Origin of the sequence: Paraburkholderia mimosarum LMG 23256 = NBRC 106338, from assembly GCF_000739815.1 — a bacterium.
Classification (GTDB): Bacteria; Pseudomonadota; Gammaproteobacteria; order Burkholderiales; family Burkholderiaceae; genus Paraburkholderia; species Paraburkholderia mimosarum.
Genome location: NZ_BBJJ01000060.1, coordinates 21,320 through 42,218, shown reverse-complemented (window position 1 = coordinate 42,218; position 20,899 = coordinate 21,320). Strand labels below are relative to the sequence as shown.

The following is a 20,899-nucleotide window of genomic DNA, read 5'->3' as shown; positions in this document are numbered from 1 at the left end:
GAACAGTTACCATCTACGTTCCAAATTTTCGGTCAGGAGCAGCTCCGCAGCCTTGCGGCCTGAACGGATCGCTCCTTCGATCGTCGCGGGCAGACCGGTAGCCGTCCAGTCGCCCGCGAGCATCAGATTGCTCCAGCGGGTGCGCGTCGCGGGGCGCCGCCACTCCTCGTCGGGCACCGCGGCGAAGGTCGCGTGCACTTCGGCGCAGACCCGCCACGCCGGCAGCGGCTCGAGCGGCAGCGAGGCTGCCGCGGCCACATCGGCCCAGACCCGTAATGCGATCTCGTCGGGGTCGACGTCGAGCATGCGATGTGCGTCGTGGATCGTCGCGGACAGACGCCCTTCAGGCGCGCACAGCCAGTGGGCCGTGCCGTTGACGAGCGCCATCGGCGTGACGAGGCCCGCCGGCGCCGGCACCGAGTAGTGCACCGTGACGATCGAGGTGTGGCGCTGCGGCGCCTGCAGCGCCGGCACCAGCGTCGCGGCCACCGTGCCGGGCACGGCGAGCACCACCGCTTCGTCGTGAGCGAGCGTGATACGTCCGTCCGGGAAATCGAGGGCGACGACGCGGCGCGCCGCGTCGTCGTACGCGATCTCCCGCAGCGGCGAGTCGAGGCGGATCGCGGCGCCGCCATGCTGGAGCATGCGCAACGCCGGATCGACGAATGCGCTGGAAAGGCCGCCACGCGCCGACAGTGGCCGGAACGCCTCGCCGCCCGCCGCGAGTGACTCGCGCAACATCGCCCCCGCCAGCTGCGCGCTGCCCACTCGCGGCTCGATGTTGAGCGCCGTGAGAAAGAACGGATGGAGCAGCCGCTCCCAGAGCACGCCCTCGCAGCGCATGGTTTGCGCCATCGTGCGGCCCGGCTTCGCGAACAGCAGCGGCAGCACCGACAGATAGTCCGCGGCCCGCGTCCCCGGCACGCGCGAGCGCGAGTCGCCGATCCAGAACGGCATGCGCGAGCGTGAAAAGCGCACCGTCCAGCGCGAGCGCGCCGCGACGTCCATGAACGCGAAACCGGGCTCGTTGGCGCCTGATAGCGCGTCACCGGCACCGATCGTACGCACGTATTCCAGCGTGCGCGCATGCCCGGCCAGCACCAGATGGTTGCCCGTATCGAGCGTGGCCCCGAGCGTGGGGTCGTAGTACGAGCGGCAGCGTCCACCTGCCTGGCCGGCGGCCTCGTAGAGCGCCACCTGCACGCCGCGCCGCTGAAGCCGCACGGCCGTCGCGAGGCCCGCAAGCCCAGCGCCGATGACGTGGACTAGCCGAGGCATCAGAACAGCGCGTAACGCGCGACGATCCACATCAGCCGCGCGCGGGGCTTGCTGACTTTCGTGCGCGGCAGATCGAAGCCGCGATCCACGGTGCGCTCGAGCAGCACCCGGTAGACGCCCGACATGATGCGCGGCGCCTTCACCTGCACGCGGGGCGCGGCGTCCATGATCGCGTCGGCCTGCGCGAAGTGAGCGCGCGCGCGCGCAACGAGCGTCTCGCAGACGCGCGGCAGCGCGGCGTCGGCGGCGATCGTGTGCGGATTGCCCGGCGCGATCCCCTCGCGCGCGAGCAATTCGCGCGGCAGATAGCAGCGGTTGATGTCCGCGTCTTCGTCGATGTCGCGCAGGATGTTGGTCAGTTGCAGCGCGCGCCCCAGATGGTGCGAGAGCGCGTGGCCCGGCTCGTCCTGCATCCCGAATATCCTCACCGACAGCCGGCCGGCCGCACTCGCGACGCGGTCGCAGTACAGGTCGAGCGTGGCCTCGTCGGGGGCGCAGATGTCCTCGGCGGCGTCCATGGCCATGCCGTCGATCATCGCGTGAAAGTCCTCGCGCTTGAGCCCGAACGTATGGATGTGGCGCGTGAGCGCCGCGAGCGAGGCGCGCGGCGTGCCGGCATAGCACGCATCGATGTCGGCGCGCCATTGATCGAGCCCTGCCGCGCGCTCGGCGCGCGGCAGGTCGCTGTCCGCGATGTCGTCGACAGCGCGGCAAAAAGCGTAGACCTGATACATGGCGTCGCGCTGCGCAGGCGGCAGGATCCGCATCGCCAGATAAAACGAGCTGCCCGACGAAGCGGCAGCTGCGTCGGTTTGTTGTGTATCGTCCACGACGAGGTTGGAAACGGCCAAGACGATCTCCGCTGGGGGAGCCCTCAACGGGCTTTTGACTCTATTCGGGCCCGCATTGCCGCGGGTCGCCCGCGCGCGCGGACACGCGCGAGGCACCGGCCCTGGAATCGGCTGCCAGGAGGCGCGCAAGGCCGGAAACGGCCAAAAGTATAGCAACCTTTGGGGCGGCCCGCGTAGGGCGGCCCGCGTAGGGCGGCCCGCTGACGAGCCCCAGTCGGGCAAGGGAGTGCGCGGCCGAAGGCGGCGCGTGGATGGCGCGCTTGGCCCCTGGTGACTCAGGCGAGCGCCACCGAGCAGTTGCGCCCCTGGCGCTTTGCGGTGTAGAGGGCGGCGTCCGCCTCGTTGATCATGCCTTCGTAATCGGGCGCGCCGGTACGTGCGGTGGCGGCACCCACGCTCGCGGTCACCGGCACGATCACGCCCTGGACTTCGACTGGCTCGTCGGCAATCGTGCAGCGAATTTTCTCGGCCACGTAGAGGGCGTCGTCGAGGGGCGTGCACGGCAGGAGCAGCGCGAACTCCTCGCCGCCGAAGCGGCCGAATACGTCCTGCTTGCGCACGACGCCGGACACGCGCTGCGCCATCGAACGAAGCACCGTGTCGCCGGCCATGTGGCCGAACTCGTCGTTGATGCGCTTGAAGTGGTCGAGGTCGAACAACAGCATCGACAGCTCGCCGCCATAGCGCTGCCAGCGCTGGAACTCGTCGGCGAGCCGCGCCTCGAAATAGCGCCGGTTCGCGATGCCCGTCAGGCCGTCGCGATCGGCATACTCGCGCAGCTGGGCCACCGCTTCCTCGCGCTCGCGCTGCATGACGCTCACGTGCGTAACGTCCGAGATCGTCACACACACGGCGATCACGTCGCGCCCGCGCATGAGCGGCATGAAGGTGCAGTCCTGCTGCATGTAATCCACACCGCCCGTGATGGGCCGGTCATGGTCGAACTGGAACAAATAGGGACGCTGCTCCCACGAGCTGAATGCGAAGCTGCCCAGCTGGAACACGCTCTCCACCTTGCGCGTGAGCCACGCGCGCGGCAAGTCCGGAAAGCGCTCGAATATCGGGCGGCCGATTACCTCGTCGGCCGGCACGCCGCTGTGGTCCTGCATGAAGCGGTTCCACATCAGCACGTTCATGTCGCGATCGACCACGAAAATGCCGAACCCCACCCGTTCGACGACGAGGTCCGAAAGCGATGGCAACCCGGCTGGCGCGTTCATAGGCTGTGCAACAGTGCGTCGATGGCCCGGCTCACGACGTGAATCGATTCCTCGGCCATCAGCATGACGAGGTGAGCGCGAAAGCGCTGGTCTTCCAGCGCAAAATTGACTTCGACGAGCAGCGCGACGTCCCAGGCGAGCAGCCCCGGCTGGAACACCTGGTCGAGCATGATCGCCTCGCCGAGCAGCCCCGGCTGCGAAAAGATGGGCATGCGCCCGAGCTGATCGAGCATCGACGAGACGCACGCGCCCGTGAGCGCGTTGGCGACGTCGAACATCAGTTCTTCTTCGGTGAGCGCGTCGTCGACACCGGGCGTGCCGTGATGCGCTTCGTCATCGTGATCGTCGGCGCGACCGCCGACCAGACTGCCCAGCTCGGCGATTTCGCCGCTGCGGCAGATCACCAGGGCCTCGCCCTTGATCTCCGAGCGGAAGCCCTGACGCACGGCCGCGACGGGGCCGTCGATGCCGGTCATCTCGCGCAGCGCCGCCGCGGCTTCCGACACGGCGACCACGCGCACGCGCGGCACCGAAAGCTCGATGAAGGCGTTGAGCAGCCCCGATAGCCGCGTGGCCGCCTGCCCCATGCCGAGATTGGCGATCTCCTGCAGCGCGTCGCGCTGGAGTTCCGTGAACACTCGATCAGGCATACAACCCGTACTCCTTCAGGATGGGCAGCAGCGCCTCCTGGGTTACCGGTTTTGCGACGAACGCCGCCGCGCCGAGCGCCTGCACGCGCTCGCGGGCAAGAGGCTGGACATCCGCTGAAACGACAATCACGAACGTGTTCAGATCCTCGTGCTGCAACGCTTCCAGCACCTGGAAACCCGTCATGTCGGGCATCGTGAGGTCGAGGAACATGACGGCCGCGCGACCGGCACGATAATGCTCGAGCGCTTCGAGTCCGTTCGACGCGTACGAGATCGTGACGTCCCAATCCTCGGGCAACGCCTTCGTGAGCACCTTGCGGGCTAACAGCGAATCATCGGCGATCACGATGGGCAAGGACATGGATATGCTGAATGGGTGTGCGTTGGACGGAGTGCGTTTCGACGGATTAACGGCAGCACGCGCAATGACTTTAGGGAAACGGCAAAGAAAATTGCGAGCAAGCCTCGTTATGCGTATTGGTTGGGCTGGCTGGAGCGACCTTGCATCTATGCAAAATCGCGGCTGCGGCATCGCGCAACGGATACCGGTAACACGCCCCCGGTCGCGAAAGACTTGGTCTACATGTGTGCCGCCACCCCGTAGCATGCCCGCGCTCCGGTGGTCGGGCGCGCGGATTTCATGCGAACGCGTTATTTATCGTCTCCGCGATTTTCGAATCAAATTGAATCAAATGCAACTCGTCGTTAATCGATGAACGAACAAAATTAACTCAGAGTCGCGAATATTTCGAAATAAATGATCATTCCCCTAATTAAAGGGCGTCGATTATCCCTGTGTGGTACGTTTGCGCTTCGCCGATTTTCGCGAATTCGGCGCGAAGCGAGCGAAAACCGCTGAACGCAAGGCACGCGGGAACATTCGCGCGGCGCGGCGGCCCTGACCTTGTAGTTGGCCGTGAATCGGCGTGTCATCGCGGTCGTTTATCATGTCGCATGCTCCGCGGCCTTTTCCCTGTTTTTCCGTACGATGATTGCTGACCGGCCCGAGCGGCCAGACCAACACGAATCCCTGCCACGCCCCGCCAACGAGGCCCCGTTTCCGGCCGCGCCAGGCCACGACTTCAAGGTGCGCCGGCGCACGCTGCTCGCGCTGCTCGTCGCGGCGATCGTGCTGCCCTGCGTCTACGTGATCGCCATGGCGTACAACGATTTGCGCATGCGCGAAGCCGACGCCACGGATATCACGCTACGCACCTTGCGCGTGGCCGAAGAGCACGCGCTCAAGGTGTTCGACATGAACGAGGCGCTCGATGCGCGCGTGAGCGACCTCGTGCGCGGCCTCGACGACGACGGCATCCGCGCGAACGAGGTGCAGATCCACCAGAAGCTCGACGACATCGGCGGTGGTTTTCCGCAGGTGGCCGCCGTGTCGATTTTCGGGCGCGACGGCGACCTGCTCGCGAGCAGCCGCTACTCTCCGCCGCCGCCCCTCTCGATCGCCACGCGCGACGACTTCACCGGCACACGCGATGGCAGCGTGCTCGAGCACGTCTCGCGCGTGATGCCAGGCCAGGTGAACGGCGAAACCGTGTTCAACATGGGTGTATCGCGCAGCAACGACGCCGATGCCTTCGCGGGTCTCGTCTCCGTCGCGCTGCGCACGGCTTATTTCAGCTCGTTCTATCGCGATCTGCTCGGCCCCGCGTCGCCGATGGCGCTCGGGCTCGTGCGCAGCGACGGCGCGATCCTCGCGTTCGGTCCGCCGCCGCGCGCGTCTGCCTCCGCAATCACGCCGCGCTCGCCGCTCGACGATGCGCTCGCGCGCGGCAGCGAGTCCGGCGTCGTGCGCATGCATTCCGCGGTGCTCGACAGCAACGTGATCGTCGCGTACCGGCGCGTGGGCGGCTACCCCGTCTATGTAACCTGCGCGTATCGCACGCCGGCAATCTGGGCGGCCTGGTACCGGCACCTGAGCGTGCTCATCATCTCGATGTTTGCGCCGTCGATCGCGCTGTGGTGCGTGATCTGGCTTTCGCTGCGGCGCCTCGCCGCCGAAGAGGAGGCATGGGAGCGCTGGCAAGCCGAGGCCTCGATGCGACGTTCGATCGAGTCCGCCTACCGGCAGGCGCGCAAGATGGAAGCGCTCGGCAATCTCGTCGGCAGCGTCGCGCACGACTTCAACAATCTGCTGATGATCATCTCGGCCAACGTGCAGATCGTGCGGCGGCGCGGCGCGGCGGGCCTCGAGCGCGAAATTTCCGCGGTCGAGCGCGCGCTCAAGAGCGGCCAGTCGCTCACGCGCCAGTTGCTCGGCGTCGCGCGCAAGCAGCCGCTGCGCAACGAGACCATCGACGTCGGGCGCTGGCTGCCCGCGGCCCGCGAGTTGCTGCGCGCGTCGCTGGGCGCGAAGGCGTCGCTCGTCGTCGAAGTCGACGACGGCGTGTGGCCCGTGCTCGTCGACGTGGCCGAGTTCGAACTCGCGCTCATCAACCTGGCCGTCAACGCGCGCGACGCGATGCCCAACGGCGGCCGCTTCACCGTGCGGGCGCGCAACATCACCTTCCGGCCCGGCGAAGGCTTCCCGCTCGACGGCGAGTTCGTCCACGTCACGCTCGAAGACACCGGCGCCGGCATGCCGCCGGGCGTGCTCGCGCGCGCGTTCGAGCCGCTCTATACGACCAAATCGAAAGGCACGGGCACGGGCCTCGGCTTGCCGCAGGTATTCGCGTTCTGCGAGCGCTCCGGCGGACTCGCCGCGATCGACAGTGCGATCGGCGCCGGCACGACGGTGCATCTGTATCTGCCGCGCTCGCTCGCCGAGCCTCCCGCGCAGCGTCCGGGCGAGGCGCGCGAGGAAACCCCCGAGGTGCAGCAAGGGCTGAACGTGCTGCTCGTCGAGGACAACGACGAAGTCGCCGCCGGGACCGAGGCGCTGCTGCAAATGATGGGCCACCGCGTGACCTGCGCAAGCGACGCGGCAAGCGCCCTCGAGCGGATCGAGGCGCCACACTTCGACGGCGAGGATACGCCGCGCTTCGATCTCGTCCTGTCCGACATCCACATGCCGGGGACGATGAACGGCATCGATCTCGCCGAGACCCTGCAAGGGCTCAAGCCGGGGTTGCCCGTGATCCTCGTCACAGGCTACGCAGAAGAGCTCGACCGCGCGCGCAACGTGGATGTGCGCGTGCTCTCGAAGCCCTTCGACATCGCGCTGCTCGAGAAAATGCTCGACGGGATCCGCAAGGACCGGCACGGCCGCGCAAGCGACGAGCGCGATGCGACGCTCGAGACGGACCGCGACACGCACTGAGCGAGGCACGGCGCTTGCTGCGGGCAGCGCGACCCGCCAAACACGTGGCGAGACGCCGTGCACAGCCTGAGCCATTCGGCGCATGATGGGAACGGTGTCGCAATCTGGCGAAGGAGGCTGCCATGAAACAGATCGTGACGGGCGTTTTCCAGACCTACGAGGGAGCGCGCCATGCGCAGGCCGCGCTGTTGCAGCGCGGCTTCGCGGCGAGCGATATCGACTTGCCGGCGCGCACGGAGGGCGTGCTGGCCGGCATCGAGCGTCTTGTCGGAGGTTTCTTTTCGGCGACGGGCGACGTGCGGCGAACAACGGAGGCCCAGACCGGCATGCCGCCGCCGTCGGGCGAATCGGTGCGGATTGGCGTGCACGTGAGCGACGAGGTGCACGCCAACCTCGCTTACGAAACGCTGCGCGAGGAACACGCGATGGACGTTGCGCTTCGCGGCACGTCGTGGGGCTGGCCTGCGGCGGACCGTCCGCTTGCGCGCGAGCATTCGGCGCTCGATGAACTGGGTCTCTCGGAATTCGCCGAGGCCATGCGGCGCCGCGCCGCTCAGACCGGGTCAGCGGGCGAGGCCCCGCGAGAACCCACGTTCCCGGACCCCACCGTCGCACCAGCGGATGAATCCATGCGCCCGACGAGCGAAGCGGAAGCAACCGTGCTCACGTCGGCGAGCGCGCCCGGCTCCGGCGCGGTGATGGGCGTGCATCATGTGGACATTCCTGCCGCGCCCGAGGCGACGCGACCCGCCGCTGGCGCCGCGCCGCAGATTCCCGACGAATTCCTCGAGTATGAGGAGGACACGCCTGAGCATCATAGGGACATGCCGCCGCGCTCGCTGCACTGAATTTGCGCGCATGCGCGAGATCGGGCGTCAGCGGCCGAGCTGGCGCTTGATCCAGGCCACGTAGGTATCCATGAACCCTTGCAGGAATTTGCGCGTGTCCTCAGCGACGATCTCGCCTTTCTCGTTGATGCGGGTGGCGTCATGCTTGATGAAGATCTCGGGCTGCCCGAGCAGCGCGACGTCGAGATACGCGAGCACATTGCGCAGATGCTGCTGCGCGAGCGCCGTGCCGGTCGCCCCAACCGAGGTGCCGAGAACCGCACCGGGCTTGCCGCGCCACGAATTCGTGCCCCATGGCCGCGAACCCCAGTCGAGCGCATTCTTCAGCACACCTGGCATCGACCGGTTGTATTCCGGTGTGACGAAGAGGAAACCGTCGGCGCTTTCGATTTGTTGCTTGAACCGGCGCGCCACTTCCGGATAGTCCGCGTCGTAATCCTGGCTGTAGAGCGGCAGCACGCCGATGTCGACATAGTCGAAAGTGAAATCGGCGGGGGCGAGAGACGTCACCGCATGCGCAAGTTGCCGATTGAACGAGTCCTTCCGCAAACTACCGATCACGACCGCAATTTTGTAGGTCATTTCAGTGTCCTCGAGAGCGCGCACGAAGCGCAGTGGATGGAAGCAACATCATAGGCGCACGCGAAATCCGGCGATGCAGACGCGCGCAACCCGCACGATAGCCTCTGTGGATAATTCTCGCTTGCGCACATTTATCCACAATTTTTGGGCATAAAGTTGTGGACAACTTAGGCGGAGGGCCGATATATACGGACCTCGCGTCGGATTCGTCTACAGGTTCGCAAAGATGCACTTTGCGCGCGGGCATAACGGCCATTGCGCCGCAGTCATGCACGCGGGCGCACATCGGCGAGGTTCCCGCCGGCGCGCCAACGCAACGGCGGCGATGGCAGGTGCGACCGCCTTCAGTCGAGCAACGCCGCGACGTTTTCAGTCGGACGGCCGATCACGGCGCGGCCGTCGCGCACGACGATGGGTCGCTGAAGCAGGATCGGGTGCCGCGAAATTGCTTCGTACAGCTGATCTTCTGTGACGCCGTCAGCATCGAGACCGAGCGCCTTGTATTCGGTTTCGCCCGTGCGAACCATTTCCAGCAGCTCGCCGCCTAGCATCGAATGCAGCGCCTTGAGTTGCTCGACGGTGAGGGGGTGCTTCAGGTATTCGATTACCTGGACAGGCTCGCTCGCGCTGGCGTTGGTGACCAGTTCGCAGGCGGCTCGGGATTTGGAGCAGCGGGGGTTGTGGTAGATCGTGATCATGACTTCAGGCGTGCGAGAAGGGGGGATGGGCGACTATTGGGAACAGCCGACGAGAATTGTGATTTTAGCTGGCGTGCCGGCCACTTACGATGTGTGCGTAGGCGCGATCCGGTCGCTAACGGCGAATCGCTGGAACGGGCCTCTTGTGCGATTCGGGCAACGTCACCCGTAGAGGACAGACCCTAGGCCGAGAGCGTCTGCGGACTTTATGCGCATAAAGACGCTCGGGTGCACGACGGCATCAGTAACACCGGCGAGGTGAATACCAGCGCCGATGGCGCATGCCGAATGTAACCACGATGTGATTTGCCTAGCCCGTCGCGGGGCTTTATGCGCATAAACCTTGTCCGTGTGGCTAATTCAGCGACGAATTGCATCAAAATCGTTGAATCGAAAAACAATCCAGGTAGAATCCCAAGCTATTAGCAAAAGCGGAGAATACCAATTGGCAGCAGAGATAATCGCAGTCACGCAACAAAAGGGCGGGGTCGGCAAGAGCACGATCGCGATGCATCTCGGCGCGGCATTTCACGAGAAGGGGAAGCGAGTTCTCGTCGTGGATGCCGACGGTCAAAACACATTGGTACACTGGGCCAGTGCGTCAGCCGATGGCGAAACCGGCATCCCGTTTCCGGTGGTCAATCTCTCAGAAGCCGGCGGCCAGATTCATCGGGAGATCAAGAAGTTCATCAACGACTACGACGTGATCGTCGTGGATTGCCCGCCGTCGATCACGGAGAAGGTTTCCGGCGTCGTGCTGCTGGCCGCCACTGTCGCCGTGATTCCCACCTCATCGTCCCCAGCCGATTACTGGTCGAGCGTCGGTCTCGTCAAGTTGATCCAGCAGGCCCAGGTCATGAATGAAGACCTGCGCGCCGTATTCCTGCTGAACAAGACCGAAGAGAAGCGCATGCTTACACGCGAACTGAAACGCGCCCTCGAAGAACTAGGCTTCCCACTGCTAAGAACGCAGATTCCAACCCGCGAGGCGTACAAGCAGGCAATGGCGCTAGGCCAGACAGTTTTGCAAATGAACGACCGCGGCGCGCGCCTCGCCGCAGTCGAAGTGCGCGCATGCGCCGACGAGATCGCGGCCATGCTTCCCTGACTTTATGCGCATAAAGGACCCTGAATGAAACCCTCCCAGTTCGCCAAAGGCTTTCAGGCACGCCCTGATACGACAAGCAGCGAAAAGCGCACCGCACTCGATCGCCTGAACGCCATCGATGGACTCGTCCAGGACCCGCAAAAAACGCGAGAGGTCGCGGGACATGCGAGCCAGCCTGCGCTTGTGCCGGGTTTCGAGCCTGCCGCCGCACCGGCGCTCGAAGACACGCCGGGCCTCGAAAATGAGTCGGCCGAATACCGCGCCTGGCGCATGGCGCGCGGCTACCGCCCGGGGCAAATCATCGAATTGCCTCTCAAGGACATCAAGCCGAGCCCCTTCAACCCTCGTCATTTTTATCTGAAAGCTTCGATCGCTGAACTTGCCGTCAACCTCGCAAAGCAAGGCCAGCAACAGGCGATTCACGTGATACCAGACTATTCGGCGCCCGGAAGCTACTACGTGAGCGATGGCGGGCGCCGGGTGCGCGCACTGAAAGAAGCAAACAAGGAGGTCGTCAAAGCCATCGTTGTCGATCTGCCGATCGGCATTCAGAGCTACAAGCTCGGTTACGACCTGAACGTTCAGCGCGACTCACAAACCGTCTTCGACAATGCGGTCGTTTGGAAGCGATTCATCGACGAGAAACATTTCCAGAGCCAGCGCGAACTTGCCGATCATCTCGGACTCGACGAATCGACCGTTGCCGTTGCGCTGTCGATCGGCAAGTTGCCGGAATCGGTCATGCAGGAGATGGTCGCGCGCCCGGACCGCTTCGGCTCGAACATGGCCTACCAGGTTGGGCGCTATCACGGCGCGCGCGGAACGGATGCCACGCTGCGTCTCATCAACCGGATCGTCGCCGACGATCTGAGCACGCGCCAGGTGGCCGATATCGTGAAAGGCCGGGCGAATGCGCAGGAAAGCCCGAAGCCCGCGGGTCGTCAGCGCTATGCACAACGGCTGGAGATCAAGCTGGATGGTGTGGCCGTCGGCGACCTGAAGTCATACGGCGACGACCGGCTGGAACTGCGGCTGAAAGGCCTGACCAAAGATCGACGTGACTCGATTCTTCAGCAGATCGAGCAGATCCTGAAAAATAAATAATGCTGGAAAACCGCTTGGCGGTCATTGTGGCAGACCGCCGGCGATCGCCTTACCGCCCCGCATCGGATGGGGCGGCCCACGGCTCATGGTCAGGTCAGGCTGTTACCCAGCGACAGCTCAGGCCGCGCGCGACTGGCTGAGCGTAAACGCCAGAAGGTCACCGTCGGTCGGTTCGCCCCAGGTCTTGCGTGCGAGCCAGTCGAAAAACGCCGTGTCTGCCAGTTTCGATTCAAGCCCACGGCGGCGCCAGTCATCGCGCAAGTGTGCGCCCAGTACCGGCAGTTCATCTGCCTCGAATGACTGACGCGCCAGTTCGCGCTCTGTGTCGCCCTGTTCCTCGTAGAGCGAGCGTGCCTCCTTGCGCCGATAAGCCGCGTACTCGTCGAGCAGACGCGCCTTCGGATCGTCCGCCGTCACGGACGCGGCCGCTGACCGGCCAACCGCCGGCGTGGCGCCCGTCGCGGTTTCGACCGGCGGCGCATAGCCCTTCTTCAGCGCGTCCTTGAACAACGCCGCGGCGCTGCGCACCGGCGGCAAGCTCGTGCTGCGCATACGCTGTTCGGTCAACTGCAGCGCGGCGCGGATGCGGTTTTCCTCGCTGTCGGCATAAAGCGATTGCGCTTCCTTGAGCGGAATGCCGATCTTGACCATCCGGTCGACGAGCGTACTGTCGAACACATTGGGGTGCTCGTCGAGCGCGAGCATCGGTTGCTTGCGCTCGGTCACGCGAAACTGGATTTCGGCGACACGACGCCCTTCGCGATGTTCGATCAGCTCGACGAAGATGTTCGTCACCGCGTTGACTTCGGCGATCGCGGGCCGTAGATAATCGCGCTTGAAATACTTGTATTCGCGTTTGGCCTCGTCGCCCGCTTCGGTATCCGGCGTGCCCGAGAGGATCGGGCGCCACCACTCCCAGGTCTCGCGCATCGTCAGATGGCTGGGATTCGTGAGATAGCGCACGCAGATCTCGTATAGCGCCAGCCCTGCGCTGCTGCGCAACTGGCTCTGGAACTGCAGGCTCAGGCGCGCGTACTGGACCGGGTCCAGCAGCTTCTTCTTGATCTTCGGCGCAAACGAGAATTCCACCCAGACGCGACGCGTTTGCGGATCTTCGAGAATTTCCGCGTCCGCGATCAGCGTGGAGATGCCCCACTTGCGGCCGGGCTTCTGGCTCGATGTGCCCTGGCTCCATTCGACTTGCACCGACACCATGCGGCGCAGATGCTCCTTTACGAGCGCCGTATCGTTCGAATCGAACGCCGAGTTGGCGACGATGTCCGAAAGCAGCGCGCGATAGGTATCGCCAGACTCGTCGGCCTGCTGGGCAACGGCCAGGAGAACGTTGAACAGCTTGCGGGTCAGCAGGGTGATCTTGCCGCTTTTCGGCTGGATCGCGATCGCCTCGACGGCCTTGCGCAATTCCGCCGAGCTGGGGCTTACCACATCGGTCTTTTTCACGCGCTTCGTGGCCATGCGTCGGATCGAGGAGAGAATTTCGCGAAAGGATACCGCCTGTGGTGATAGGCGTCTATAGGGCGTCCCTCACCATTGCCGGTGATGGAGGCATCGCGTGCGCCGCTCACCGCGACGACTCCCCGTATCGGCTCACCGTTAGCCCGACGCCCGTCTGGCGGGGTGCTTTGCGTGTCGCGCGATCCGGCACGATCCGTGTTTTTCCGCTCGAGTCAACGGGCGATGACGACTCCCGTATTCCCTCACCTTAAAAATTTCTCCCGGCTAGTGAAAAATCCCTTTTGCTGGTGGCGGAATCCCGGCGGCCCTCCCTTTGAGCGAAAAATATTCGCCTTGACGACACAAAGCCGCCGCAAAGGCTGAATGTGCCTCCTGTTTAGACTCAAAACCCTCTTTCTCGGTAAAACGGACGAAAGATGGGCCTCCCGAAGGTCCGAAAACCCGTATCGCCCCCCGTAAATTCTCACCATTAGCCAAAAAGGGTCGCCGTGTCGGTCGGCCTCAAAGCGCCGTCGCCGCGTCTGCCTGATGGCGAATACTCCTGAAAACGCTCACCTTCGGTGCGACAGGACGGTCCAGCAGCCCTGAGGCGAACGCCCCCGGAAACGCTCACCATTTGAACGGGCATAGAGAAAAGCTCAATAGATTCCGTAACTTATCCACATGCATCGAAGGCCGGCAAACCCATCGCGCTGCTCCCGTATCACCTCACCTCAAGCAGCAACGGCCCAAATGGGAAGCGAACTAGCAGCGGGAAAATGCTCCCGAATTTCCTCACCGGTGCAACATCCCGAGCCGACAACGCCCCGCCTGAACCCGCGCAATCTCGGCCATTGCAGCGTAGTGAACGCCAACTTTCTCCCGTAATTGCTCATCCAGGGCATCAACGGGTCTAAATGCAGCTCCCGAAAACGCTCACCTTTGCGTACGTTTGACCGCGCAACCACCCGGCTACGCGACACCGCGGCTACTCCCGAAAAGTCTCACCTCTAGCGGCGAAAAAACCTGTGAAAACGCATCCGGGCCGGACAGCCGCCCGCCCGGCCTGCAATGACCCTCCCGAAAAAGCTCACCGATGGCGCGCGAAAGCGCCCATTTCATCAGGTTTCGGCCTTCCGCTCCCGAAAAGCTTCACCTTCGATCCGTATTTTTTCCCGATTCTTCTCACCGCATGCCTCGCAGCACCCTGATCTCGCACAAAAGTGGCGCCAATCCGCGGCCCCGAATCCGCTCACCGTTGCGTTTCACGTAACTATCGCGGCGAGGACTGCCAACCGTGACCGGTCCGGGGGCGGCCTCCCGCATCCTCTCACCCTTGCGCAGCAGTCAAGAATCGCCTCGATCCCGAACCCGCTCACGTTCTTTCCTGCACCGGCTCACCCATCGTCCCGAAGCCCTTCACCGGACTTTCCCGCACCCGCTCACCCAGGCTCCCGTAAAGCTTCACCTGACCGGTCGAAAACGCCCGCCAGGTAAGGGTTTGCCATGGCGTTAACGTTTTTAACTGGTATCAAGGGTGTTTACTTTTATGACTCTCAAGCACGATGACTCCCTGTGAGCGGCTTAAAAATTCACTATTCCCCACCTCGCTGCCGCGACGCCTCTGTTCTGCTCGCGTGAAACAACGCATCGCAGTAAAATTCATCCGAAAAACAGCATATTTACAACGGTTTACGTTGCGAAGTTCAATTTGTTTCACGCAATTGCTCCGTGGAAGCCTGTCACTGGCGTTGTAAAACCGCGCTTGAGGACTGCTGCGCCGGCTTGCGCAGCCTTCAATTCGAAAAGCGTAGCAAATAGAACGTAATTTGTTATGATTCGTCCACTCCCCTGCCGAGAAGACGAACGTGAGAGACCAAGACCGCCAGGCAATCCGCGAAGAGCTCGATCAATTGCGCAAAAACGGCGCACGCCGGCAAGACCTATCTCTGCATGCCTGCAAACGGCTGTTTTTCGACTTCGAGATCAAACCGTCGATGGCCGCTGTCCGTGAGCTGACACAGACAGGCAGCGCGAGCGACATTCCCAAGGACATCGAGCTTTTCTGGCAACGCATCCGCGCGACGTCGAAAGTGCGTGCGGGCGTGGGGTCCATCCCGCCCGCACTGGAGGAACGCGCGGGTGAATTGCTTGGCGCGCTTTTCGAAGAAGCGCTGACGCTTGCGGCCGATGCGCTGAAGGCAGAACGTGCCGAGTTCGAAGCCGGGCGCCTCGATGCCGAGCAGGCCGTCCGGGATGCCGAAGCCCGCCGTGCGGCGGCAGATGAAATGCTGCAGCGTAGTGAAGCCCGTATCGAAGCGGCTTTTGTCCGTGTGCGCGAACTGGAAAGTCAGCTCGCTACTGCATCCGCGCAAGACGTGCTGGCACACGGCAACCTCGCGGTGCAAATCCAGCGCCTCGAGGCCGAAAACGAGTCGCTGCGCAAGCGGATCGAGTCGGAACAGACCACCAATGCGGGATTGCGTGATCGCATCGACGGCCTGCACGAAGAGATGCGCAAGAGCACTGAGCACTATGCGCAGCAAATCAAGGACGCGCTTGCCGAGGCCGAGCGGCGCGTGAAACCGATGCTCGTCGAACTCGATTCCCTGCGCACGATGTCGGCGACCTGGCAGGCGACCCAGCGCGACGCCAGCAAGAAGGAGTTCGATTTCATCCAGCAGCTGGCGACGGCGAAGGCTCGCGCGGACCGGCTCGATGCGGTGCTGCGTGAGCGTTCCGACGAAGTCGAAGTTTTGACCCGGGAGGTCGCCGCCTTGCGCGGTCAGCAGGGACTCGATGCTTCTGTCGCGGCGGTGTTGTGTTCGCTGGCCGAAGCCGGGCGGCTCTCGGAAGCGGAACTCGCGAGCCTCGGTACGGTGGCGGATGGACACGTCGCCTTACCGGCGCGGTGTCCTAACTGCCACGAAGGGGAACCAGAGTTGTCTGAAATGGACGATGGTTTCGAGTTCACGTGCCCCGAGTGTGACTACACATCGGGAACGGCGGTGTCGAAGCTGGGGGCGTACGCGCGCTTCATGGCGGCCAACGCTGCGCGCGAACGCGCTTGAGGTGAGCGTTTACGGGAGCCGGGAAGCCGGCAGCCCGGCGTGGATGGAGCATCCCCGCGGGCCCGGCCAGTGAGCTTTTACGGGAGAGGGTCGTGTCGCATGTTCCATGCGAAACCGCCGGCCCGTGCTGCCTTTCACGCCTTGTCGCTCTCGGCGGAATTCGGATTCAAGGCCTCGCGTTCCGCCCATGTCTTCCATGCGCGATGAAGCCGCCCGGCGGAAATCGGCTGCAGGAAACCGAGCCACTGCCCGACCTGATCGATATCGAATCCGCGCTCGAAGAGATCCGCCGCGTACGTGTTGCGCAAGGTCTGCGGGCTTGCGCGCTCGGCGCGCGTTTGCGCCACGCCGGCGGCTTCCATCAGCGCGTCGATTGCGCGCAGTACGGTGGCCTTGTGCATCGCGCGTCCAGAAGGCGATCCAGGAAACACCAGTTGGCCTGGTAATCCCGCGAGCCGGCGCGCTTCGAGCCATGCGCCCAGCACATCGACCGCAAACGGCGCGAGCCGCGCCACGCGCGTGAATACCGGGTTGGCGGCTTCGATCGTGACCGCTTCGGAGCCGATCGCCACGCAGTCGAGCGTCAGCGCGATGGCGTCGCCCGTTTTCAACCCACCGCCAAGAAAGATCGCGACGAGCGCCCGGTCGCGGCGTTCCCGCCATCGCTTCGCAGCCGATGGCTCGACGAGCGGCGAGAACAGCTGACCGATGATCGCGGCGCGCTCGGCGGGCGTGAGAAATCCGGTCGGCTCGTTCTCGCGCGCGTTGCGCCATGCGGCTTCACCGTCCTGCGCGATGAAGCGCGCGGGATTCGTGGAGGCGAGTTCGATCTCGCGAACATGATCGAGCACGCGCTCGATGAGCCGCAGATAGCGAAGCCGCTGCGGCTTTTTTACCTCGAGACTCGCGACGAATTCGGCGATCGTGCCGGTGTCCACCGTCATGATGGTTTTGCGCTTGAGCGCGAGCCATTCGAGAAAACGGCCCCACTGCACGCGATAGACATCCGCTGAAGAACGGCGCAAGTCCTGGGAGACGAGCCACGCATCGAACGCGGCGACGGGGTCGCGCTGCCAATCCTGGCGCTGTTGGTCGAAGAGGTCGCGTGAGGAAGTGGAGGACGCCATCTCTATCATTCCGTTAGTTGCGTAGCTGGAACATTATAGCGGTTCGTCATCGGTGCGACCCGACGTCCACGATACACGTTCAACCGCCCCAGGCGCGTGCGCGTCGCGTGGGGCCGCTGCGACGCGCCTGCCGGCGTGCTTCCTCTGCGCATTGCGCAGCGCGTTCGTAGGCCGAGACCGCAAACGCGAATACGGCGGGCAGCGCGTTGGACCGGCCGAAGTCGACGGCGTCGTCCGTCTCTGGCCACGCGAGGCCGCCCGGCCGCTGAAAGAGGCCGAGCATGAGGGCGTCGTGACGGCTGGCGAAGCCGAGGTCGGCGAGCGCCTCCGCTTCGATGGCATGCAGCAGGCGCCACGTGAGCGGCACCTGCTGAGCGATATAGCGGTGCGCAATATTGCGGACAATGTGTTCGAGGTCGCGGGCGGCGGCCTGAAAGCGCAAGGCGGCGAGATCGTGCTCGCGCGGCAGTTCGGTTGGGAGGGACATCGGCGGCTCCAGTCGGACTTTCACTGTATGAATATACAGTAGTCGCTCCGATCGTGCAGCCTCATCCGATCGGCAGGAGCCCAGGCGGTGACGCGCGCTCTCAGCCGTGGATCACCACGAGCAGCGCGCGCGCTTCGCCCTTGCCTGCGTTGCGGATGGCGTGCGGTTGATCGGCGATGTAGCGCGCCGTGTCCGCCGCCTTCAGACGCTGCGCCGTGCCCGCCGCCTCCACCTCGATGCTGCCTTGCAGCACCGTGAGGTGCTCGCGCGTGCCCGGCTCATGCGCGCCGGAAACCAGCGCACCACCGGGCTTGAGCGTCAGTTCATACCACTCGAAATGGCCGGCGAGCTCGATAGGCCCCCACACGCGCAACTGATAACCGGCCTCGTGGCCGAGCAGCGTCGGGATATCGTGCGGCCCGGCAACGGCGATGGCCTCGGGCGCCTTGGGAGCGGCGAACAGCGAATCGAGCTTGACGCCCAGCGCGTTGGTGAGCCGCCAGGCCACGGCGATCGTCGGATTCGCCTTGTCGCGCTCGATTTCCGATAGCATGGATTTCGAGACGCCCGCCGCGCGCGAGAGATCATCGAGCGTCATCTTGCGCTCGGTGCGCAGCCGCTGGATCTGCTCGCCCACGCGCGGCGGCGCGATCGCGGCGGGTACGGCGGATGCCGGCAGAGCGCTCGATACAGCCGACGGGAGCGTTTCAGGAGCCGCCGCGGCGGCGCGTGTTTTGCGGGTGCTTGCCATTCACGGCCTCATCGTTTAGAGTGCGTTCGACATATCGAACGCAGGTTCGAAATAAAGGAAATATTCGCCAGCGGCTGATGGCGACTATATCAAACCGCGGCAACCGCGGCGGCCCGCGGCTTATGACAGGAGCACGATTCATGCGTACCCCGTATATCGATCACTTGCGCGCAACGCTAGACCAGATTCGCGCAGACGGCTTCTACAAGAACGAGCGCGTGATCGCCACGCCACAGTCCGCCGATATCCGCCTTGCCGATGGCAGCGAGGTGCTTAACTTCTGCGCGAACAACTACCTCGGGCTCGCCAACGACGCGCGCCTCATCGCCGCCGCGAAAGACGGGCTCGAGCGCGACGGTTTCGGCATGGCGTCGGTGCGTTTCATCTGCGGCACGCAAACCGTGCACAAGCAGCTCGAAAGTGCGCTCGCCGCTTTTTTGCAAACCGAAGACTGCATTCTCTACTCGAGCTGTTTCGACGCGAACGGCGGCCTCTTCGAAACACTGCTCGGCGAAGACGACGCCATCATCAGCGACGAACTCAATCACGCGAGCATCATCGACGGTGTGCGCCTCTCGAAGGCGCGCCGCTACCGCTACAGGAACAACGATCTTTCGGACCTCGAAGCAAAGCTGAGAGAAGCCGACGAAGCCGGCGCGCGTTACAAGCTCATCGCCACCGACGGCGTGTTCTCGATGGACGGCATCATCGCCGACCTCAAGGGCATCTGTGACCTCGCCGACCGCTATGACGCGCTCGTGATGGTAGACGACTCGCACGCGGTGGGCTTCATCGGCGAGCATGGGCGCGGCACGCCCGAGCATTGCGGGGTGGCGGGACGGGTGGACATCATCACCGGCACGCTCGGCAAGGCGCTTGGCGGCGCGTCGGGCGGCTACATCGCGGCGAAGCAGGAAGTGGTCGACCTGCTGCGTCAGCGCTCGCGCCCGTATCTTTTCTCGAATACGCTCACGCCCAGCATTGCCGCCGCGTCGCTCACGGTGCTGGAACTGATTGCGAGCGACGAAGGCGCGCGACTGCGTCGGCGCGTGCGCGAGAACGGCGCGCAGTTTCGCCGCGAAATGAGCGCACTGGGCTTCACGCTCGTGCCCGGCGAACACCCGATCATTCCCGTGATGCTCGGCGACGCGCAGGTCGCCGCGAAGATGGCCGACGCGCTCCTGCAAGAAGGCGTCTACGTGATCGGTTTCTCGTATCCCGTCGTGCCGAAGGGCCGCGCGCGCATCCGCACGCAGATGAGCGCCGCGCACACGCCCGAACAGATCGGGCGCGCCGTCGACGCTTTTGCGCGGGTGGGCAAGCAGCTCGGCGTGATTTAACAAGGATTGCGAACCAAATGAAAGCTCTCGCCAAACTCGAACGCGCGCCGGGACTCACGCTCACGCGCGTGAAGAAACCCGAAGTCGGCCACAACGATGTGATGATCAAGATCCGCAAGACCGCGATCTGCGGCACGGACATCCACATCTGGAAATGGGACGACTGGGCGCAGAAGACCATTCCGGTGCCGATGCACGTGGGCCACGAATACGTGGGCGAGATCGTCGAGATGGGACAGGAAGTGCGCGGCTTCGAACCAGGCGACCGCGTCTCGGGCGAAGGGCATATCACGTGCGGCTTTTGCCGCAATTGCCGCGCGGGGCGGCGGCACCTGTGCCGCAACACGACGGGCGTAGGCGTGAACCGCGAAGGCGCGTTCGCCGAATATCTCGTGATTCCGGCCTTCAACGCGTTCAAGATCCCGCCGGAAATCTCCGACGATCTCGCCGCGATCTTCGATCCGTTCGGCAACGCCACGCACACGGCGCTCTCGTTCAACCTCGTGGGCGAGGACGTGCTCATCACGGGCGCGGGGCCGATCGGCATCATGGCCGTGGCGATCGCGAAGCACGTAGGCGCGCGCAACGTCGTCATCACCGATGTCAACGACTATCGCCTCGAACTGGCGCGCAAGATGGGTGCGACGCGTGCCGTGAACGTCGCGCGCGAGTCGCTGCGCGACGTGATGGCGGATCTGCACATGACCGAAGGCTTTGACGTGGGGCTCGAAATGTCGGGCGTGCCGAGCGCATTTACGGCGCTGCTCGAGTCGATGAATCACGGCGGAAAGGTCGCGCTGCTCGGCATTCCGCCCGCGCAAACCGCCATCGACTGGAATCAGGTCATCTTCAAGGGCCTCGAAATCAAGGGCATTTACGGCCGCGAGATGTTCGAAACCTGGTACAAGATGGTCTCGATGCTGCAAAGTGGGCTCGATCTCTCGCCCATCATCACGCACCGCTTCAACGTGGACGACTACGAGAAAGGTTTCGCAGCCATGCTCTCGGGCGAGAGCGGCAAGGTGATTCTCGACTGGTCCGAGCCTTGAGCGCGC

At 64.2% G+C, this 20,899-nt stretch carries 18 protein-coding genes; 7 read left to right on the top strand and 11 right to left on the bottom strand.

Annotated elements, in window-relative coordinates; translation table 11 throughout:
* Positions 1-6: 6 nt before the first annotated feature.
* The 5 genes from hpnE to BMI01S_RS28865 form a co-directional block, all read right to left on the bottom strand.
* Positions 7-1,278, bottom strand: a complete 1,272-nt coding sequence (gene hpnE / locus BMI01S_RS28885) for a hydroxysqualene dehydroxylase HpnE (RefSeq protein WP_028229725.1) — start codon at positions 1,276-1,278, stop codon at positions 7-9.
* Positions 1,278-2,129, bottom strand: coding sequence for a presqualene diphosphate synthase HpnD (hpnD, locus tag BMI01S_RS28880; protein WP_028209844.1), 852 nt, complete (start codon positions 2,127-2,129; stop codon positions 1,278-1,280). The genes hpnE and hpnD overlap by 1 nt, the downstream gene beginning before the upstream one ends.
* Positions 2,130-2,404: 275 nt before the next feature.
* Entirely contained in the window at positions 2,405-3,349 is a 945-nt protein-coding gene (locus BMI01S_RS28875) for a sensor domain-containing diguanylate cyclase (protein WP_028209845.1), read from the bottom strand.
* Positions 3,346-3,999: a chemotaxis protein CheC gene (locus BMI01S_RS28870; RefSeq protein ID WP_028209846.1), complete on the bottom strand. Its 654-nt coding sequence runs from the start codon at positions 3,997-3,999 to the stop codon at positions 3,346-3,348. The genes BMI01S_RS28875 and BMI01S_RS28870 overlap by 4 nt, the downstream gene beginning before the upstream one ends.
* The gene (locus BMI01S_RS28865) at positions 3,992-4,360 is read right to left on the bottom strand and encodes a response regulator (protein ID WP_028209847.1); all 369 of its coding nucleotides are present in this window, start codon (positions 4,358-4,360) and stop codon (positions 3,992-3,994) included. Before BMI01S_RS28865 ends, BMI01S_RS28870 begins: the two co-directional genes overlap by 8 nt.
* Before the next feature lie 627 nt (positions 4,361-4,987).
* Between BMI01S_RS28865 and BMI01S_RS28860 the strand changes: the two genes are divergently transcribed.
* Both BMI01S_RS28860 and BMI01S_RS28855 read left to right on the top strand, forming a co-directional pair.
* On the top strand, positions 4,988-7,273 hold the full coding sequence (locus BMI01S_RS28860; RefSeq protein ID WP_042291390.1) for a hybrid sensor histidine kinase/response regulator: 2,286 nt from the start codon (positions 4,988-4,990) through the stop codon (positions 7,271-7,273).
* 122 nt (positions 7,274-7,395) lie between these two features.
* Positions 7,396-8,121 (top strand): hypothetical protein, encoded by a 726-nt coding sequence (locus BMI01S_RS28855; RefSeq protein WP_028209848.1) that lies wholly within the window; start codon positions 7,396-7,398, stop codon positions 8,119-8,121.
* A gap of 27 nt (positions 8,122-8,148) precedes the next feature.
* Here BMI01S_RS28855 and BMI01S_RS28850 read toward each other — a convergent pair whose 3' ends face one another.
* Positions 8,149-8,703 (bottom strand): NADPH-dependent FMN reductase, encoded by a 555-nt coding sequence (locus BMI01S_RS28850; protein WP_028209849.1) that lies wholly within the window; start codon positions 8,701-8,703, stop codon positions 8,149-8,151.
* A 344-nt stretch (positions 8,704-9,047) separates the two neighbouring features.
* Complete coding sequence (arsC, locus tag BMI01S_RS28845; protein ID WP_028209850.1) at positions 9,048-9,401, bottom strand: arsenate reductase (glutaredoxin); 354 nt, start codon at positions 9,399-9,401, stop codon at positions 9,048-9,050.
* 445 nt (positions 9,402-9,846) lie between these two features.
* Between arsC and parA the strand changes: the two genes are divergently transcribed.
* The gene (gene parA / locus BMI01S_RS28840) at positions 9,847-10,509 is read left to right on the top strand and encodes a ParA family partition ATPase (RefSeq protein ID WP_028209851.1); all 663 of its coding nucleotides are present in this window, start codon (positions 9,847-9,849) and stop codon (positions 10,507-10,509) included.
* 24 nt (positions 10,510-10,533) lie between these two features.
* On the top strand, positions 10,534-11,613 hold the full coding sequence (locus tag BMI01S_RS28835; RefSeq protein ID WP_028209852.1) for a ParB/RepB/Spo0J family partition protein: 1,080 nt from the start codon (positions 10,534-10,536) through the stop codon (positions 11,611-11,613).
* Between the two features lie 117 nt (positions 11,614-11,730).
* Here the strand turns inward: BMI01S_RS28835 and BMI01S_RS28830 are convergent, their stop codons facing one another.
* Positions 11,731-13,089, bottom strand: coding sequence for a replication initiation protein (locus tag BMI01S_RS28830; RefSeq protein WP_028209853.1), 1,359 nt, complete (start codon positions 13,087-13,089; stop codon positions 11,731-11,733).
* A gap of 1,847 nt (positions 13,090-14,936) precedes the next feature.
* Between BMI01S_RS28830 and BMI01S_RS28825 the strand changes: the two genes are divergently transcribed.
* Positions 14,937-16,139, top strand: coding sequence for a DNA-binding protein (locus BMI01S_RS28825; protein WP_028209854.1), 1,203 nt, complete (start codon positions 14,937-14,939; stop codon positions 16,137-16,139).
* 134 nt (positions 16,140-16,273) lie between these two features.
* Here the strand turns inward: BMI01S_RS28825 and BMI01S_RS28820 are convergent, their stop codons facing one another.
* From BMI01S_RS28820 to BMI01S_RS28810, 3 genes are all read right to left on the bottom strand, one after another.
* Positions 16,274-17,266, bottom strand: coding sequence for a tyrosine-type recombinase/integrase (locus BMI01S_RS28820; protein ID WP_051381246.1), 993 nt, complete (start codon positions 17,264-17,266; stop codon positions 16,274-16,276).
* A gap of 79 nt (positions 17,267-17,345) precedes the next feature.
* A complete protein-coding gene (locus BMI01S_RS28815) occupies positions 17,346-17,753 on the bottom strand; it encodes a DUF2471 family protein (RefSeq protein ID WP_028229726.1) in 408 nt (135 codons plus the stop codon).
* 100 nt (positions 17,754-17,853) lie between these two features.
* Positions 17,854-18,504: a helix-turn-helix domain-containing protein gene (locus BMI01S_RS28810; RefSeq protein ID WP_028229727.1), complete on the bottom strand. Its 651-nt coding sequence runs from the start codon at positions 18,502-18,504 to the stop codon at positions 17,854-17,856.
* A 140-nt stretch (positions 18,505-18,644) separates the two neighbouring features.
* Between BMI01S_RS28810 and BMI01S_RS28805 the strand changes: the two genes are divergently transcribed.
* Positions 18,645-19,844, top strand: a complete 1,200-nt coding sequence (locus tag BMI01S_RS28805; RefSeq protein WP_028229728.1) for a glycine C-acetyltransferase — start codon at positions 18,645-18,647, stop codon at positions 19,842-19,844.
* 17 nt (positions 19,845-19,861) lie between these two features.
* Positions 19,862-20,893: an L-threonine 3-dehydrogenase gene (gene tdh / locus BMI01S_RS28800; RefSeq protein ID WP_028209858.1), complete on the top strand. Its 1,032-nt coding sequence runs from the start codon at positions 19,862-19,864 to the stop codon at positions 20,891-20,893.
* Positions 20,894-20,899 lie beyond the last annotated feature (6 nt).